The 16,432-nt window shown below is 67.2% G+C and carries 12 protein-coding genes; 7 read left to right on the forward strand and 5 right to left on the reverse strand.

Translation table 11 applies throughout. From position 1 onward, the window contains the following. Positions 1-42 precede the first annotated feature (42 nt). Positions 43-786, forward strand: a complete 744-nt coding sequence (rlmB, locus tag N5J29_RS08440; protein WP_164150824.1) for a 23S rRNA (guanosine(2251)-2'-O)-methyltransferase RlmB — start codon at positions 43-45, stop codon at positions 784-786. Between the two features lie 93 nt (positions 787-879). On the opposite strand, the gene N5J29_RS08445 is transcribed toward rlmB, so the two are convergent. From N5J29_RS08445 to N5J29_RS08455, 3 genes are read right to left on the reverse strand one after another with little or no spacing between them, the layout of a single operon-like run. After that, positions 880-2,319, reverse strand: a complete 1,440-nt coding sequence (locus N5J29_RS08445) for an efflux transporter outer membrane subunit (protein ID WP_164150826.1) — start codon at positions 2,317-2,319, stop codon at positions 880-882. After that, positions 2,316-4,274: a MacB family efflux pump subunit gene (locus N5J29_RS08450; protein WP_065181192.1), complete on the reverse strand. Its 1,959-nt coding sequence runs from the start codon at positions 4,272-4,274 to the stop codon at positions 2,316-2,318. The genes N5J29_RS08445 and N5J29_RS08450 overlap by 4 nt, the downstream gene beginning before the upstream one ends. Further along, positions 4,271-5,515 carry an efflux RND transporter periplasmic adaptor subunit gene (locus N5J29_RS08455; protein ID WP_111185757.1) on the reverse strand — a complete coding sequence of 415 codons (1,245 nt, stop codon included), beginning with the start codon at positions 5,513-5,515 and terminating at the stop codon, positions 4,271-4,273. Before N5J29_RS08455 ends, N5J29_RS08450 begins: the two co-directional genes overlap by 4 nt. Positions 5,516-5,720: 205 nt before the next feature. On the opposite strand from N5J29_RS08455, the gene N5J29_RS08460 reads away from it, so the two are divergent. The 6 genes from N5J29_RS08460 to N5J29_RS08485 all read left to right on the forward strand — a co-directional run bounded on the left by N5J29_RS08460 (position 5,721) and on the right by N5J29_RS08485 (position 15,109). Beyond that, on the forward strand, positions 5,721-6,449 hold the full coding sequence (locus N5J29_RS08460) for a response regulator (RefSeq protein WP_053518224.1): 729 nt from the start codon (positions 5,721-5,723) through the stop codon (positions 6,447-6,449). Between the two features lie 6 nt (positions 6,450-6,455). Continuing rightward, positions 6,456-7,865, forward strand: coding sequence for an ATP-binding protein (locus N5J29_RS08465; RefSeq protein ID WP_053518188.1), 1,410 nt, complete (start codon positions 6,456-6,458; stop codon positions 7,863-7,865). Positions 7,866-8,078: 213 nt separating this feature from the next. Continuing rightward, positions 8,079-9,797: a PAAR domain-containing protein gene (locus N5J29_RS08470; RefSeq protein WP_204313616.1), complete on the forward strand. Its 1,719-nt coding sequence runs from the start codon at positions 8,079-8,081 to the stop codon at positions 9,795-9,797. A gap of 12 nt (positions 9,798-9,809) precedes the next feature. Then, positions 9,810-10,574, forward strand: coding sequence for a PoNe immunity protein domain-containing protein (locus N5J29_RS08475; RefSeq protein WP_279924275.1), 765 nt, complete (start codon positions 9,810-9,812; stop codon positions 10,572-10,574). A gap of 401 nt (positions 10,575-10,975) precedes the next feature. After that, positions 10,976-11,650, forward strand: coding sequence for a PoNe immunity protein domain-containing protein (locus N5J29_RS08480; RefSeq protein ID WP_164150828.1), 675 nt, complete (start codon positions 10,976-10,978; stop codon positions 11,648-11,650). Positions 11,651-12,082: 432 nt separating this feature from the next. Next, positions 12,083-15,109 carry a ligand-binding sensor domain-containing diguanylate cyclase gene (locus N5J29_RS08485; RefSeq protein WP_065181197.1) on the forward strand — a complete coding sequence of 1,009 codons (3,027 nt, stop codon included), beginning with the start codon at positions 12,083-12,085 and terminating at the stop codon, positions 15,107-15,109. Positions 15,110-15,172: 63 nt separating this feature from the next. Here N5J29_RS08485 and rnt read toward each other — a convergent pair whose 3' ends face one another. Both rnt and N5J29_RS08495 read right to left on the reverse strand, forming a co-directional pair. Further along, entirely contained in the window at positions 15,173-15,757 is a 585-nt protein-coding gene (gene rnt, locus N5J29_RS08490; protein ID WP_053518226.1) for a ribonuclease T, read from the reverse strand. A 140-nt stretch (positions 15,758-15,897) separates the two neighbouring features. Further along, positions 15,898-16,428: a DoxX family protein gene (locus N5J29_RS08495; protein WP_111185747.1), complete on the reverse strand. Its 531-nt coding sequence runs from the start codon at positions 16,426-16,428 to the stop codon at positions 15,898-15,900. Between the last annotated feature and the right edge of the window lie 4 nt (positions 16,429-16,432).

Below are 16,432 nucleotides of genomic sequence, written 5' to 3' on the forward strand. Positions count from 1 at the left end.
CCGATGCTCTACCATAGCCACCCCCTTTCCGGTCCCGCCCGCATGAGCAAGAACAGCCAGTGGATCGTCGGCGTCAACGCCGTCGCCTCCTCCATCGAGAACGACGCCGAGAACGTCCGCGAAGTGCTGGTCGAGGCCGGTGCGAAGAATCCACGCCTGACCGAAATCGAAGAGAACGCGCGCCGCAAGGGGATCGATGTCCGCCGGGTCACCGCGCAGGCGCTGGACGGCGTTGGCGGTGCGGTCCGCCACCAGGGCGTGGCCGCGCGCTATGCCGCTGCGCGCACCTACAGCGAGAATGAACTGGAAGGCCTGGTCACTGCCGCTGAAGGCCGGGCCCTGCTGCTGGTGCTGGATGAGGTACAGGACCCGCACAACCTGGGCGCCTGCCTGCGTTCGGCCGCGGCGGCCGGTGCCACTGCGGTGATCATTCCCAAGGACAAGTCGGCGACGGTGAATGCCACCGTGCGCAAGACCTCGGCCGGCGCCGCCGACCGTATCCCGGTGGTGGCCGTGACCAACCTGTCGCGCTGCCTGAAGGATCTGCAGAAGCAGGGCGTGTGGATCTACGGCCTGGCCGGTGAAGCGACCGCGTCGCTGTACGATCTGGACCTGAAGGGCAACATCGCCCTGGTGCTGGGGGGTGAAGCCGACGGCCTGCGCCGCCTGACCCGCGAGAACTGCGATAGACTGGTCAAGATCCCGATGCCGGGCGAGATCGAGAGCCTGAACGTATCGGTCGCCGCGGGCGTCAGCCTGTTCGAGGCCGTGCGCCAGCGCGGCTGATCGTCCCGTGGCAGCGCCGGGCCATGCCCGGCGGATCCAGTCCGACCACGCTCATGGCGTGCCGCGCTCCACGCCGCCGGGCATGGCCCGGCGCTACCCCGCGCTGCCGCCCAGCGCCTTGAACAGCGTCACATCGTTGGTCAACTGGCTCTGCCGGACGCGGGCCAGTGACAACTCCGCATCGCGCCGGGTCTGCTGGGCTTCCAGCCAGGTCCGCAGGTCGGTGGCACCCACGCGGTAGCGCACTTCCTGCATGCGTTCCACTTCCACCGCCTCGTCATACGAGGCCTGCGACGCCGCCACCTGGCGCGCCAGCTGCTCGCGTGCCGACAGCGCGTTGTCCACTTCCGACAGCGCGGTGTACAGCGTCTTGCGGAACCCGGTCGCGGCGATCTGGTAGTTGGTACCGGCCACGTCGGTATCCAGCTGTGCGCGCTGCAGGTTGAGGAAGGGCAGGGACAGGCCGGCACCGAGCGTGGCCACCGGATTGCGCAGGACATCGCCCAGCGAGGTCGCGCTGGAACCGAGGCTGCCGGTCAGGCTCAACGCCGGGTAGTACTGGGTGGCGGTGACCTTGATCGTCTTCAGGCTGTTGCGCAGCCGCAGCTCGGCCGCGCGCAGGTCGGGACGGCGAGCGAGCAGGTCCGCCGGCAGGCCTTCAGCGATGGCAGGGCTGCGTGCCTGCTGCAGGTTCTGCGGCTCGTCCTGTTGCGGCCAGGGGGTGCCGTCGAGCAGCACGGTCAGCGCATTGCGCACTTCCACGCGCTGCTGTTCCAGCGCACTCTGCGCAGCGCGCTGCGACTGCAGGTTCTGCAGGGCCTGGCGTACTTCCAGGCGCGAAACCGCACCGGCGTCGAAACGGGCCTGGACCAGTTCGCGGGTGCGTTCCAGCCGCTCCAGGTTGGCCTGGCCGGTGCTGATCGACTGGTTGAGATACGCCAACGCCCAGTACTGGCTGATGGCATCGCCGATCACCAGCAGGGCGGTGTTCTGTCGATCTTCCTCGGTGGCTTCAGCCTCCCAGCGTGCGATGTCGCGCTGGGTCCTGAGCCGGCCCCACAGATCGACTTCCCAGGCCAGCGAAACGCCGGTGGAATAGCTGCGGCGCCAGTCGTCGGCCTGGTCGGTGGCACGGCTGCCGCTGCCACTGACGCCCGACGAGGACGGCTGTGGCCAAAGCGCGTTGCTGGCCAGTCCGGCCTGCAGGCGGGAACGCTGCACGGCCAGGCCGGCGGCGGCAAGGTCACTGTTGGCGGCCAGCGCCCGGGCTACCAGCCGGTCCAGACGTTCATCGCCGAAACCGCTCCACCAGACATCCTCTCGGATGTCGCGGGCAGGCGTATCCAGGCTGCTGCGCGGAGCGTCCACCGGTGCGTTGAGTGCGGCATTGCCACGCCCATAAGTAGCAGCCACGTCGGGATCGGCAACCGGATAACGGCCGACCGAGGCACAGCCGGACAGGGCAATCAGTACGGCGCCGGCCAGCAGCAGGCGCGAGGGAGCAGGAAAGGGGAGCATGGGCATCGTCTTCATTCGCGGGCCAGGGCCTCCACCGGGTCGAGCTGCGCGGCATTGCGCGCGGGAAGGAAGCCGAAGCCCACGCCGATCAGGGTGGAACAGGCAAATGCGGCGATGATCGAAGCGGTGGAGAACAGCACCTGGAAGTCGCTGGCGAAACGTCCGATCATCGAGCCCAGCAGCAGCGCCAGGCCGACGCCGAGCAGGCCTCCGAGCAGGCACACCAGCACCGCCTCGATCAGGAACTGCTGGCGGATGTCACTCTGCCGGGCACCCACGGCCATGCGCACACCGATCTCGCGGGTCCGCTCGGTGACCGAGACCAGCATGATGTTCATCACGCCGATGCCACCGACCAGCAGTGCGATGGCGGCGATCGCGCCGATCAGCAGGGTCATCGTGCGTGTGGTCTGCTCGATGGTCTCGCGGATTTCGGCGCTGTTGCTGAGGAAGAAATCCTCGGTACCATGGCGCATCGTCAGCAGGCGGGTGATCGCCTCCTGCGCGGCGTCCATCGGCGTGGCGTCATCCACGCGCACGGTGATGCTGGAGACGTGACTCTGGCCCAGCATGCGTGACATCACGGTCGTGTACGGCACCCAGATGCTGAGACTGGTGCTGCCACCAAAACCGAAGCTCTGCCGCTTGGCGACACCGACCACCCGCACCGGCACGTTGCCGAGCAGGATGACCTGGCCGACAGGATCGACATCGGGGAAGAACTGGGTCTGGGTGTTCTCGTCGATGATCGCGACCTGGGCCAGCCCTCGCACCGCATCGGCATCGAAGAAGCTGCCACTGAGCAGGGTCACGCCCTTCACCCGGAAGAACTGCTCGCCAACGCCGCTGACCTGGGCGGTGGAGGACTGGTTGCGGTAACGCGCGGTGACCGAGGTCGACACGCTGGGCGTGGCGCTGTCCACGTAGCTCTGCCGTGAGAGCGCATCGGCATCGCTGGCCTTGAGCGTCTGTACCCGCGCAGAGCGCATGTCGCCGAAACCGCGGCCGGGATACACATCGATGGTGTTGGTGCCCAGCGCGCTGATGTTCTGCAGGATCTGCTGCTGCGAGCCGTTGCCGAGCGCGACCACCGAGACCACCGAAGCAATGCCGATGATGATGCCGAGCATGGTCAGGAACGTGCGCAGGCGATGCGCGTTCATCGCCAGCAGGGCCATGCGGAACGCTTCGGTGAAGCGGTCGCGCGCTGCGCGCCAGCTGTTGCCGTGGGCAACACCGGTGCTGGCCTCGCGTCGCGCGCGATAGGACGGCGCGTCAGGATTGGCGCGGTCGGCGATGATCTCGCCATCGCGGATCTCGATGATGCGCTGGGCATGCTCGGCCACGCTCATGTCGTGGGTGACGATGATGATGGTATGTCCCTCGGCATGCAGCTCGCCCAGGATTGCCATCACCTCTTCGCCGGATTTCGTATCCAGGGCGCCGGTGGGTTCATCGGCCAGGATCACCTCCCCGCCGTTCATCAGTGCACGCGCGATCGACACGCGCTGCTGCTGGCCACCGGACAGCTGGCCCGGCTTGTGATGCATGCGATCGCCCAGCCCGAGCCGTTGCAGCAGCTGCTCGGCCCGCGCGTTGCGTACCGGGCCGGGGCTGCCCGCGTATACCGCCGGCACTTCCACGTTGCCGCGTGCATCCAGGTCACCGAGCAGGTGGTAGCGCTGGAAGATGAAGCCGAAATGCCCGCGCCGCAGTTCGGCCAGCTCGTCCGGCTGCATCCGGCCGGTTTCTCGGCCGGCCACCTGGTAGCTGCCCCGGGTGGGGCGATCCAGGCAGCCGAGGATGTTCATCAGGGTGGACTTGCCCGAACCGGACTGGCCGACGATGGCGACCATTTCGCCGGCGTGGATGTCCAGGTTGACGTCGCGCAGCACGGCAATGACGTCGTCGCCGGCCGGGAACTCGCGTCGCAGGTCACGCAGGCGCAGCAACGGCGCCGTCGTGCTCATCGGCGCGGGCCCATGCCCGGGCCGCCGACGCGCATCTGCATGCCTCCCCGGTTGCCGCCGCCCGCAGACGCTGCCGCTGCGCTGGCCTCGCCGACCACCACGCGTTCGCCCTCCTGCAGACCTGAGAGGATTTCAGCCGATGCACCGTTGTTGATGCCGACCTTGACCTTGCGCGGTTGTGGCTGGCCCCGATCATCCACCACCCGTACCACGCGCTCGCCGTCGCGGGTCTTCGGCCCCAGTGCCACCGCCGGTACCATCAGCACGCCCTTGGCCTGCTTGAGCAGGACCGACACCTGCGCGGTCATGTCGATGCGCAGGGTGCCGTCCGGGTTCTCCACGTCGAACAGGGCGTTGTAGTACACCGCGCTGCTGGAGCTGGAACTGGAAGAGCTGCTGGAGCTGGACGAGCTTTCATTGGCGATTGATGCCGGTGCCGGATTGATCTGCCGCAGCGTGGCGTGATACTTCCGGTCCGGGTCGCCCAGCGTGGTGAAGTACACCGGCATGCCGGCCTTGATCTTCACAACGTCCGCCTCGGACACCTCGGCATTGACCGTCACCACGTCCAGGCGCGCCAGCATGACGATGGTCGGCGCGGTCTGGTTGGCGTTCACCGTGCGGCCTTCCTCGGCGACCACGGCGACCACGGTGCCGTCCATCGGCGCGGTGATCCGGGTGTAGGCCAGGTTGGCCCGGGCGGTGCCCAGCTCGGTTTCGCGACCCTTGATCTGTGCCTCGTAGGACTGCAGCTGGGCGCGCGCGGTTTTCAGCTGTGCTTCGGCGGCATCGTACTCCTGGCGGGAGGTGGCCTCGGCGGCCAGCATCTGCTGCTGGCGTGCGAATTCCAGCTCGGCCTGGCGCAGTGTCGCCTGCTGCACCGCCCGCTGCGCGATCACCTGGTCCAGCGAGGCCTGTGCGTTGAGCACCTGGTTCTGCTGGGTGGTGGCGTCGATCTCGGCGATCAGGTCGCCTTCCTTCACCGTATCGCCCAGCTGCACCTTCAGCGATTTGATCTGGCCGGAGGCCTGCGCACCTACGCTGACCAGCTTGTAGGCGTCGATCACGCCGGTCGCCTCAACGGTCTGTTCGATGTCGCCACGGCCTACGGGGGTGGTGGCCAGGGCCGGAGCGGCCGGCTTGCGCAGCAGCCACCAGGCGGCCACGGCAGCGATCAGGACGAGCAGGGCGGCCAGCATCAGGCGGCCCCGGCGGGTTGCGGGCAACAGGCGGCGGATCACGTGGTGGCTTCACTCTCGGTGCCGCGATGGCGGCGATGGTGGGCATTGTGAAGACCGGGCGATCAACCGCTCAATCCTCAGGGTGTGTCTGTGTGTAACACTGTCGGCGAAAGCGCGTATCGACAGGTATCCGGCCCGCGGGTGGATACAGTGGTACGCATTGGCCAGGATGCGGTTCAGCTCCCGACACGGGATGATCCGCGACATGGAGACTGAAAACCCGATGCATCGACTGCTGATCGTCGACGACGACAACGACATCCGCACCCTGCTGGCCGAACAGCTCGGCCGCGCCGGCTACCAGGTCAGCACGGCGGCCGACGGCACCAGCATGCGCCAGCTGCTGGAGCGCGAACACGTGGACCTGATCGTGCTCGACCTCAACCTGCCGCGCGAGGATGGCCTGACCCTGTGCCGTGACCTGCGCGCACGCTCGAACACGCCGGTGATCATGCTGACCGCCCGCGCGGAACCGATCGATCGCGTGCTGGGCCTGGAAATGGGCGCCGATGACTATCTGGCCAAGCCGTTCGAGCCGCGCGAGCTGCTGGCGCGCATCCGCAACGTGCTGCGCCGTACCGAAGCCCTGCCGGCCAATCTGGAGCCACTGGCGGTGCGCCGTGCACGATTCTCGCGCTGGGTGTTCGATCTGGAGCACCGCCACCTGGTCGATCCGGATGGGCGCGTGGTGGTGCTGTCCGGCGCGGAGTTCCGCTTGCTGCGGGTATTCATCGCACATGCCAACAAGGTCCTGTCGCGCGAGCAGCTGGTCGCGCTCAGCAGCGGCCGTAACTATGAGGCGCAGGATCGCGCGATCGACCTGCAGGTCAGCCGCCTGCGCAACAAGCTGGGTGACGATGGCGGTCCCGATGGGCTGATCAAGACCGTGCGCAACGAAGGCTATGTCCTCGCCTCGGCCGTCAACCTGGAATAAGCCGCGATGAATCGCCTGCGCCACTTTCTGTCCTCGATGGTCGGGCGGCTGTTCGTGATCCTGCTGCTGGGCATGTCGGTGGCGGCGATCGGAGCGACCATGCTGGCCACCTCCAAGCGGCAGCAGGAGTTCGAGCGGCAGAACCTCAACCGCATCGCCGATCGCCTGCAGGGCTACGTCAATCTGCTCGACGGCAATCCCGAGCTGCGCGAGCGCCTGCTGGAAGTGGGCGGGCCGAGCGTGCGCGCGCTGCAGTCCGGTGCGCGCGTGGGACGTGCCGATGCTGCGCTGATGGAAGTGCTGGAGGACCGCCCGGGCCCGGTCGCGCGGGCGCAGGTGCACTTCACTTCGTTCCGCTCCTGCATTCCCAGGCTGCAGGAACTGCTGCCACCGCCGCCGCCCGGCTACCGCAAGCATCCTCGCGAGCGCGATCCGGCGTTCATCCCGCCCAAATGCCGCGCGGTGGACGTCACCCTCAACGACGGTACGTTGCTGAAGCTGGCACTGGATTCCCCGGCGGTGGCCCACAACGGCATCCTGGCCGTGGACCCGCTGTTCCTGACCCTGCTTGTGCTGGCCATCGCGGTACTGGCCTACATCGTGGCCCGCATGGCCAGCGCACCGCTGCAGGAGCTGGCCGCCGCCGCCGAGGATCTTGGCGACGACCTGCAGCGCGATCCGCTGCCGCTGCGCGGCCCGCGTGAAGTACAGCGCGCCGCCGAGGCCTTCAATGCCATGCAGCACCGCCTGCAGCGACACCTGGCCGAGCGTACGCAGATGCTGGCGGCGATCACCCACGATCTGCAGACACCGCTGACCCGCCTGCGCCTGCGGCTGGAGAACGTGACCGATGAGGCACTGCGCGAGCGCCTGATCGGCGATCTGGCTGCGATGCAGGCACTGGTCCGCGAGGGCCTGGAACTGGCCCGAAGTGCCGAGAGCGCCGAGCAGCGCGCAGCACTGGACCTGGATTCGCTGCTGGAGAGCATCGTCGAGGACACCGCAGAAGGTGGGGCCGATGTCGTCTTCGAGGGCAGGAGCGATGCGGTGCTGATGCTGCGGCCACTGGCGATGCACCGCCTGTTCTCGAACCTGGTGGACAACGCGGTGATGTACGGCCAGCGCGTGCGGGTGCGCATCGAGCGGGGCGGCGGCAGCATCACCGTGGTGGTGGCCGATGATGGCCCCGGCCTGGCCGACGACCAGCTGGAAGCCGTGTTCGACCCGTTCGTGCGGGTGGAGACCTCGCGTTCGCGCGAAACCGGTGGGGCCGGGCTGGGCCTTACCATTGCGCGCGCTCTGGCCGAGAAGGACGGCGCGCGGCTGTGGCTGCGCAACCGTGCCGAGGGCGGACTGGAAGCCGTGGTGCAATGGCCGGCCAGTGCACAGGTGGTGGCGCCGGGTCGGGCAGGCTGAGCAGACGCGGTGGGGGCTGCGTTCCGGCAGGCCCCACGCAAAACTGACGCGATAGCCCTGCCTGCAGCACGATAGGGCGAATGCGTCACCCACGGTAATTGCCTGCGCTGCAAGGCGTTTTACAGGCAGTCGAGGCAATTGCGTCAGCGTTGAATTGCCTGCGCTGCGTGCGGCCGGTCACCTGAAGCCATCGAAGTTCCTTGCGGATGGCAGATGGCACGGATGTGGATCGTGGTGGGCGACGCCACCACGGGCGGCGGGCGGGTGCTGACCGGATCGTCGAATACGGATATCGAAGGCAAGGCCGTCGCCTGCGTGGGCGACAAGGCAACGTGCCCGAAGCATGGCGGCGCGTTCGAGATCGTCACCGGGGACCCGACGCTGATCCTCGATGGCAAGCCGATCGCGCGCGAAGGCGATTCGCTGGCCTGTGGCTGCAGGCTGCTCGGAGGTGCTCAGTCGCTGGTGTATGTGGTTGACGGCGGAGGCGGTGGCGGTGGCGGTACGTCGGTCTCCGCGCCGCCTGCCGCGCCGGCAGCAGTGGACCTGTGGAACGCCACGCCGCCGCCCAGCGGTTTCGTTGCCCGCGATGCGGTCGCTACGCGCGAGGTCGTGCTGCATTGCCACTACGGCGACCTGGACTGCACGCCCGCGCGCGGTGTCAGTTACCGGGCCACCCTGTCCGATGGCCGCGTGCTCAGCGGCCATCTCGATGACGAAGGTCGTGCACGCCTGCCGCAGGTAAGCGTGGGGCCGGTGCAGGTGATCTACCAGCACGAGGCCGACAGCACCGACTCGGCCGAGATCGAGGCCTGCCGCGAACGCCTTCGCGCGGCCCTGCAGCGCATCGTGCAGCAGACCCGGCAGGATTTTGCTGCGGACTGGCGGCAATGGAACAGTGCCAGCGCTGCGCATCAGGCCTTCTTGATGGAACTGAATCGCATCGAAGGCCAGGCCAGAGGCGCATGGGACTGGGCCAGCGGCAGCGTGGAAGCGGTGTGGCAGCTGGCGGTGCTGCGCTTCAAGGCCGATGCGGAACTGCGCGAACTGAGCGGACTGCTGCTGACGGGCGACTGGGACGGGCTGGATGCACGCATCGCGGGGCATCGTGCAGCAGGCGAGCAGGTGCTGGACAAGGCCAGTGCGATCAAGGAGCAGCTGATCCTGCTGTTCGACGACGGCCCGACCTGGCAGCTGTTGGCGGCGTTCCCCGCGGACTGGGCGAAGGCGGTGCCGCCAGACGAGCTGCAGGAGCTGACCCAGCGCTACGGCAGCCAGTTTGCGCTCGATGTCGTGATCAGCGTGCTGCTGGGCGCGTTCAGCGCAGGCACGGCCGGAACCGCCTATGGCGGCGCAACCTGGGCGGCCCGGATCGGGCGGTTGGGGCAGCGTCTGGCGGCGCTGCTGGACGAGCTGGGCGAGGCGTTCACCGCATTGGCGCGGGCATTGCGCTTGCGCAAGCGTCGGCACACGGAAAGCCGGGCGCCGGATGCCGATGGGGTGGTGGAAACCCGGCTGCCGCGCACGCGCGCCGCAGGTGCCGCGTTCGGTGAGGCGAGGGCGCATCAAGCGATGCTGGACAAGGGCCTGACGCCAGTGGGAAAGACCGATGGCGTGTATCGTCCGGGAGAGAATGGCATCGATGGGGTCTACAGCCACCCGGATCCGCCGCCCGACTATGTGATCACCGAAGCGAAGTACAACACGGGCCGGTTGGGTGGACCGTACAGGGACGGTACGCGGCAGATGGATAGTGAATGGATAAACGAGCGTCTTGATTCCAAGGTGGGGGTCGTAGAGGCAAGAAGGATGAGGGATGCGATGAATCAGGGGCGGGTTGAGTCGATTCTGATCACGGTGGCCGAAGATGGCACGACGCAGTCCTACAAGCTTGGCATGGACGGAAGGGTGATTGGCCCTTCATCATTTTGAACTGGACCGATGATGCGCGATAGCAGGAAATCCAAGGCATATTTCTCTGGAATCATCGAGTTCCGGCTGGATGAGGTTGCAGAGGTTGTTGATCGCATTGATTCACACCGGTACACCGACGTCGGGCGCGCCAATGCATCGAGTTCCGTGTTTTCCCTGCTCCTTCAGATAATGGTCATGCGCTACTCGCGTGGCGACGATCTGGTTGAAGTGCTGGGGGGACTGGAAGAACTGTTGTTTGCAAGGCGGCGCGTTGATCTGTGCGCCGATGCCTTGGGCGCACAGGATCAGACGATTCGTGCAGTATGGGAGGATCTTCGGCCGGACAGGTACACAAAGTACCTCTGGTGGTTGGCATTCTCGGTTGCCGCGGGTATGGAGGGCTCTTATGTGCGAAGTGCACTTGGCTTGATGAAGCACGCCGGGGAAGACGAGCTTTTCGACAGAGTCGCGATTGCATTGGGAGACACAGGCCGACCCGCTGCCAATCACGTGCTGTATCGCCAGTACCTTCCGCTAGCAAAGGCCGTCGCATCGATCCAGGACCGACCGGGGCTCGTAAAGAAGTTCCTGGATGGCTGGTATGCGGGCAGCCGCAACCTCTATTGGCACGGGAATCACCGTGACGACGACAGCGGCTACATGGGCTACTGGGCCTTCGAGGCCGCGCTGGTCGTGATGCTGTTCGACATCGACGATTCGAGCTTCCGCGACCACGAGTACTACCCGGCCGATCTGGTGGCTTATTACAGGCGTTGTGCTGGCGCAGGTATCTGATGGTCAGGCGGCTCAGATGCTTGCACCGGGTGCGGGGACGAATCGAGCGCGGCGGCGATGTGATCAGCCAGCGGCTTCGTCGCCCGCGACGCGGTCGCCGGAGGTGAGGTGGTGCTGCATCGCCACTACGGCGACCCTACCCGATACCGAGTGCTCGGCGGCCACATGGATGGCGAGGGCGGCGCACGCGCGCCGCAGGCGCCGCGTTCGGCGAGGCGATGGCGCATCAGGCGATGCTGGGCAAGGGCCTGACGCCAGTGGGAAAGACCGATGGCGTGTATCGTCCGGGAGAGAATGGCATCGATGTGGCCTACAGCTACCCGGATCCGCCGCCTGACATACATTGGTGATGAAAAAATCGGCGACACTGGTTCTTTGATCGGCCCGTGGGGCGATGGCGCATGAGTGCGCAGCGTGACACCCGGATGCTGGAGCCGTACTTCACGGATTGGATCGATTATGACTCCGTGGAGGTGGCGCGTACTGATCATTCAATCGCGACTCGAGCCTATCCTCCCAAGGGATGTGTTCTCGGCGCGTCGGATGTGTCCGGTCGCATCCTTCGTCGGTTGGTCATGCGATTCTCAAGGGGCGACGCTATTGTTTTGCTTCATGATGACCTGAACCAGCTGCTTGTTTCGCATGCGCAGCTCCTGCATCAGTGTGATCAATTGCCTTTGGAGGACCAGAACTATCGTGCACAGTTCGAGGATCTTCGTGAAGATCACTACGTCGATCACCTCTGGTGGCTGGCGATCGCGGTCAGCGCCGGTATGGGTTCGACCTACCTTGCGAAGGCCCTCACGCTGATTGGGAATGCGGGAAAGGATCGACTCTTTGACGAAATCGCGATACTGCTGGTTGAAGACGGAAGAGTTCCGGCGAGGCAGGTGCTGTATCGCCAGTACAGCCCGCTCATGGAAGCAATCGCCTCACCCTCGGACCGGCCCGGGCTCGTAAAGAAATTCCTGGACGGCTGGTATGCAGGCAGCCGCAACGTGTACTGGCACGGGAATCACCGTGACGACGACAGCGGCTACATGGCTACTGGGCCTTCGAGGCCGCGCTGGTCGTGATGCTGTTCGACATCGACGATGCGAGCTTCCGCGACCACGAGTACTACCCGGCCGATCTGGTGGCTTATTACAGGCGTCGTGCTGGCGACAGGACGTAGCTGTCCCTCCGCAGAGGCGCCAGGCGAGGGGTCTTCTGGTCCTGCCTGTGGTCACCGCCTGGGCTCGGGAAGGTGTGCCGGACCACGCCCTTCCGCCAGAAACCCGTACCGCCTGCACGGATGAGCCAGAAAGCCCGCCATTGCTGCCCGGGGGAGGGGGGGGGGCACGGCTGGGCAGGCGCGGCGGGCTGGCGTTTGCCCTATCATTCGCGCATCTCCCCAGACGCCCCCCGATGAGCCAGCCTGTTCCCGTCGGCACGCCGCCCCGCGCTGCCTGGGCATTTCCACCTGCCGCCCCGCCTGGCCGCAGTACCCGGCCGCCACTGCTGCGGTGATGGGCGGGCAGGGGGACGACGGGCGCTGGGTGGAGCGTCACGCGTGGGACTGGAGGGCGGTGCTGCGACACAGCCTTCTGTGGCTGCTGCTGGCTGCTGCATTGCCGTTGCAGGCACAGAGCGGTGCACCGCCGCTGCGCGACTACGCCATCGATGTGTGGACCTCGCGCAACGGCCTGCCGCACAACTCGCTGCGCGACATCGCGCAGACGCCGGAAGGCCATCTCTGGTTTGCCACCTGGGAAGGCCTGGTGCGCTACAACGGCCTGGATTTCACCGTGTACGACCGCAGCACGCGGCCCGGGCTGCGCGACAACGGCATCGGCGCGTTGTTCGTCGACCGTCAGGGCGGGCTGTGGATCAGCGACTCGCGCGGCAATGTCAGCCGACGTGGCAGTGATGGCCAGTGGCGTGTGTGGGAGCACCAGCCGGATACCCCGCAGGTACTGATCCAGTCGATGCAGATGGACAGCCAGGGGCGCCTGTGGCTGCTCTACGAAGGCAAGGGCCTGGGTTATCTCGCGCCGGACAAAGGCCTTGTCTATCAGGCGCCGGCTGCCGATCTGCCGATGGCGATGAGCTTCACCAAACTGGTGGTGGATGCGCAGGATCGGGTCTGGGTCGGCACGCTCGATGGCCTGGTACTGCGTGACAACGATGGCGTGCTGAAGCGCGCGCCCGCCGCCTGGGGGCTGGGCGCGGGCAGTGGCCTGTCCTGGCCGTACCGGGCGCCGGACGGTGCGCTGTGGATCGTGGCGGGCGAGCGCCTGTACCGGGTCGAGGATGACCGGCTGGTGCTGGTGCACCGGCTGCCGGGCCAGCTGCACCTGACCTCGATGCTGCAGGACCGCCACGGTGATCTCTGGCTGGGCACCGAGAACCAGGGGCTGCTGCGGATTTCCTCGCATGGACTGGAGCGGCTGCCTGCGGGCCTGAGCCTGCCGGGCGGGCGCGTGGTGAGCCTGCGCGAGGATGACGAGGGCAGCATCTGGGTGGGGGCCAACGGCGGCCTCTACCGCCTGCGCGAGACCCTGTTCAGCAGCTACACCGAGCGCGATGGGCTCAGCGGCGATTACGTGCGCACCGTGCTGGAAGATCGTGACCGCCAGCTGTGGGTGGGCAGTGCCAGTGGCCTGGATCGACAGAATGCCGATGGCCGTTTCCAGGCCATGCCGCTGCACAACCGCGGTGGCAAGGCGCCGTCGGTGCTGAGCCTGGCGCAGGGGCCGGACGGCGATCTCTGGGTGGGAACCTTCGGTGACGGCGTCTACCGCCTGTCCCGGGACGGCCGCCTGCGCCACAACTACGCCGCCGACGATGGCATGCCGGGTGGCAACATCCGCGCGATCAGCGTGGATTCGAGCGGGGCGGTCTGGGCCGGAACGCAGAAGGGAGTGGTGCGCATCGACGGCGACCGGGTGCAGGTGTCGCCGGTGGCGGGCATGCCGACCGGGCTGATCACAGCGCTGGAACACGATCACCAGGGCAACCTGTGGATCGGCACGATCGAGGGCATCCGCGTGCTGCGCGGCAACCGTGTGCAGGCGATCGATCTGGCGCCGCTGGGGGGCGGACGCAGTGTGTTCGGCTTCCACCAGCTGGGTGACGCGATGTGGATCAGCAGTGATCGTGGCCTGTACCGCTGGCAGGGCGGGCGGCTGGCCCGCGTCGGCCTGGAGCAGGGCATGCCGGTCGACGCGGTGTTCCAGCTGGTACCCGACCGGCTGGGCAACGTATGGATCAGCAGCAACCGTGGCGTGCTGCGCACCGACATGGCGACTCTCAATGCCGTGGCCGACGGCCGCGCGCCGCGGGTGAGCGTGGAGCGCTACAACGAGATCGACGGCATGGCCAATGCACAGGCCAACGGCAGCTCCGGCCCCTCGGCGATCCTGCGCCAGGATGGCACCTTCTGGGTGGTCACCGCGGGGGGCCTGAGTACGGTCGATCCGCAGCGCCTGCAGCGCTTCCGCGAACGGCGGGCACCGCCAGCGGCGATCGAGAACGTGCAGGTGGACGGCGCGCCCGTGCACTGGGAGGGCGCCGAACGCAATCTGATTCCCGGTGGTCGTCGCCTCGCGGTGAGCTATGTCGGCCTGAGCTACCTGATGTCGGACCGGATCCGCTACCGCACGCGCCTGGATGGACTGGACAGCGGCTGGGTCGAGCGCGGTCCACAGCGCAGCGTGGAGTTCGTTGGCCTGCCACCGGGCGATTACACGCTGCACGTGGCCGCCGCGCACCCGAGTGGCGCCTGGGGCCAGCAGGAAGCCGTATGGAGCTTCAGCGTGGAGCCGTTCTGGTGGCAACGGCGCAGCGTGCAGGCGCTGGGCGGCATCCTGCTGCTGGCCGGGCTGGTGGCGCTGTACCGCTTCCTGCTGCAGCAGCTGAAGGCCAGCAACCTGCGTCTGGCTCGCCGCGTGGACGAGGCCACCTTCGACCTGCAGGCCCAGACCGTCCATCTGCAGGCGGTGAACCAGGAGAAGACCGAGCTGGCCGAACGCCTCGCACGGCAGGCCGAAGCGTTCGAGCGCCAGGCGCGGGAGGATGCGCTGACCGGATTGGCCAACCGCCGCGGCTTCGATGAAACCCTGGCGCGTGACTTCGCACGATCGCAGCGCAGCGGCCACCCGCTATGCCTGGTGGTGCTGGATATCGATCACTTCAAGGCTGTCAACGATCGCTACAGCCACAGTACCGGTGATGCGGTACTGGTCGAGGTGGCGCGGGTGATCGCCACGGCCTGTCGTGACTCGGACCTGCCTGCGCGCACGGGCGGCGAAGAATTCGCGCTGCTGCTCAACGACACCCGGCTGGAGGAAGCCGCGCAGCTGTGCGCGCGGTTGCGGGGGCTGTTCCATGACCACCCGGACTGGGCGGGCGTGGATGGGCTGAGGGTGACCTTCAGTGCGGGACTGGTCGAACTGGAGGCTGAAGACCGCACCCCGGCCCTGCTGTACCAGCGCGCCGACCGCGCGCTCTACCGTGCCAAGAGTGACGGGCGGGATCGCACGAGCATCGGTTGACGCGCCGGCGGTGCCGGCCCACGGTCGGCACCCACGCCTGCGCGGCGAGAGGGGCGCTGACGGTTACCGCGGCCAGGCGTTGGCGATCGTGCAGAACAGCCGTGCCGTCTGCTCGGTGTCGTACACCGCGCTATGCGCTTCGTTGGCATCCCAGCCCAGTCCCGCCGCATTGGCAGCACGTGCCAGCACCGTCTGCCCGTATGCGATGCCGGCCAGCGTCACCGTGTCGAATACGCTGAAGGGGTGGAACGGATTGCGCTTGTGCCCGGTCCGGGCGACGGCGGCATTGACGAAACCGAGGTCGAAATGCGCGTTGTGGCCGACCAGGATTGCGCGCTGACAGCCGTACTTCTTCATTGCGGCGCGAACCGGGGTGAAGATATGGTCCAGCGCGGCGCGCTCTTCCTTGGCCAGCCGGAACGGGTGATCCAGGATGATGCCGGTGACTTCCAGCGACTTCGGATCGATTTCCAGCCCTTCGGCCGGCACGACATGCGCGCTGGCGGTCTGCCCGGGGAAGAGCAGGCCGTTCTCGTCCATCTCGATCGGCACCGCCGCGATCTCCAGCAGCGCGTTGCGCTGGGCGTCGAAGCCGCCGGTCTCCACGTCCACCACCACCGGCAGGAAGCCACGGAAGCGTTGTGACATCGCACGCTGCGCCTGCGGTACTGCGGAAACGGGGGCGACGTCAGGTGCGGGGGTGGGGTCGGTCATGCGTGGATTCTAGCAGAGCGTTCCTGAGCGCCCGGTGCGCGCGGCCGGATGGGGCGTTGCGGGCGGCGCGCCAATCAGCGGCATCGCGGACCGGCTCCCGCCCAGGTGCCCCCGCCAGCGCCATGCCGGGCCAGCAGTGCATCGACGCTCAGCCTGCCGGCGCCAGCGAACAGCAACGGCAGCAGCATCGCCATGAACAGTACGGGCAGTTTGAAGTTGCCGAAGCCTTGGTCGCTGATTGCATACCCCATGGCGAGGTCGCCCAGCGAGTGCCATTCCATCGGCCAGTGCACCGCATGGGTCGCCACCACGGTCAGCACCAGCAGGCTGGCAGCGGCAAAGCGGGTGCCGAAACCGACGAGCAGGCAGGCGGCACCCAGCAGTTCGAACCAGGTGGCCAGTTGCCAGTTCAGCGCGGCCGGCAAGTGGTCGAATGGAAACGGAAAGGCCTGCTGCAGGTCGGCGAACCAGTTCTGGCCGTGCAGTTTCTCGAGGCCGGATTCGAAGTACTCCCAGGCCAGCAGTACGCGCAGGCCCAGCGGGGCCAACCAGGGGGCGAGACGGTCCAGCTGGCCACGCGCGGTGGCCAGGATCGGGTAGTTCATCGGG

This window comes from Stenotrophomonas sp. GD03680 (assembly GCF_029844625.1).
Taxonomy (GTDB): Bacteria; Pseudomonadota; Gammaproteobacteria; order Xanthomonadales; family Xanthomonadaceae; genus Stenotrophomonas; species Stenotrophomonas maltophilia_P.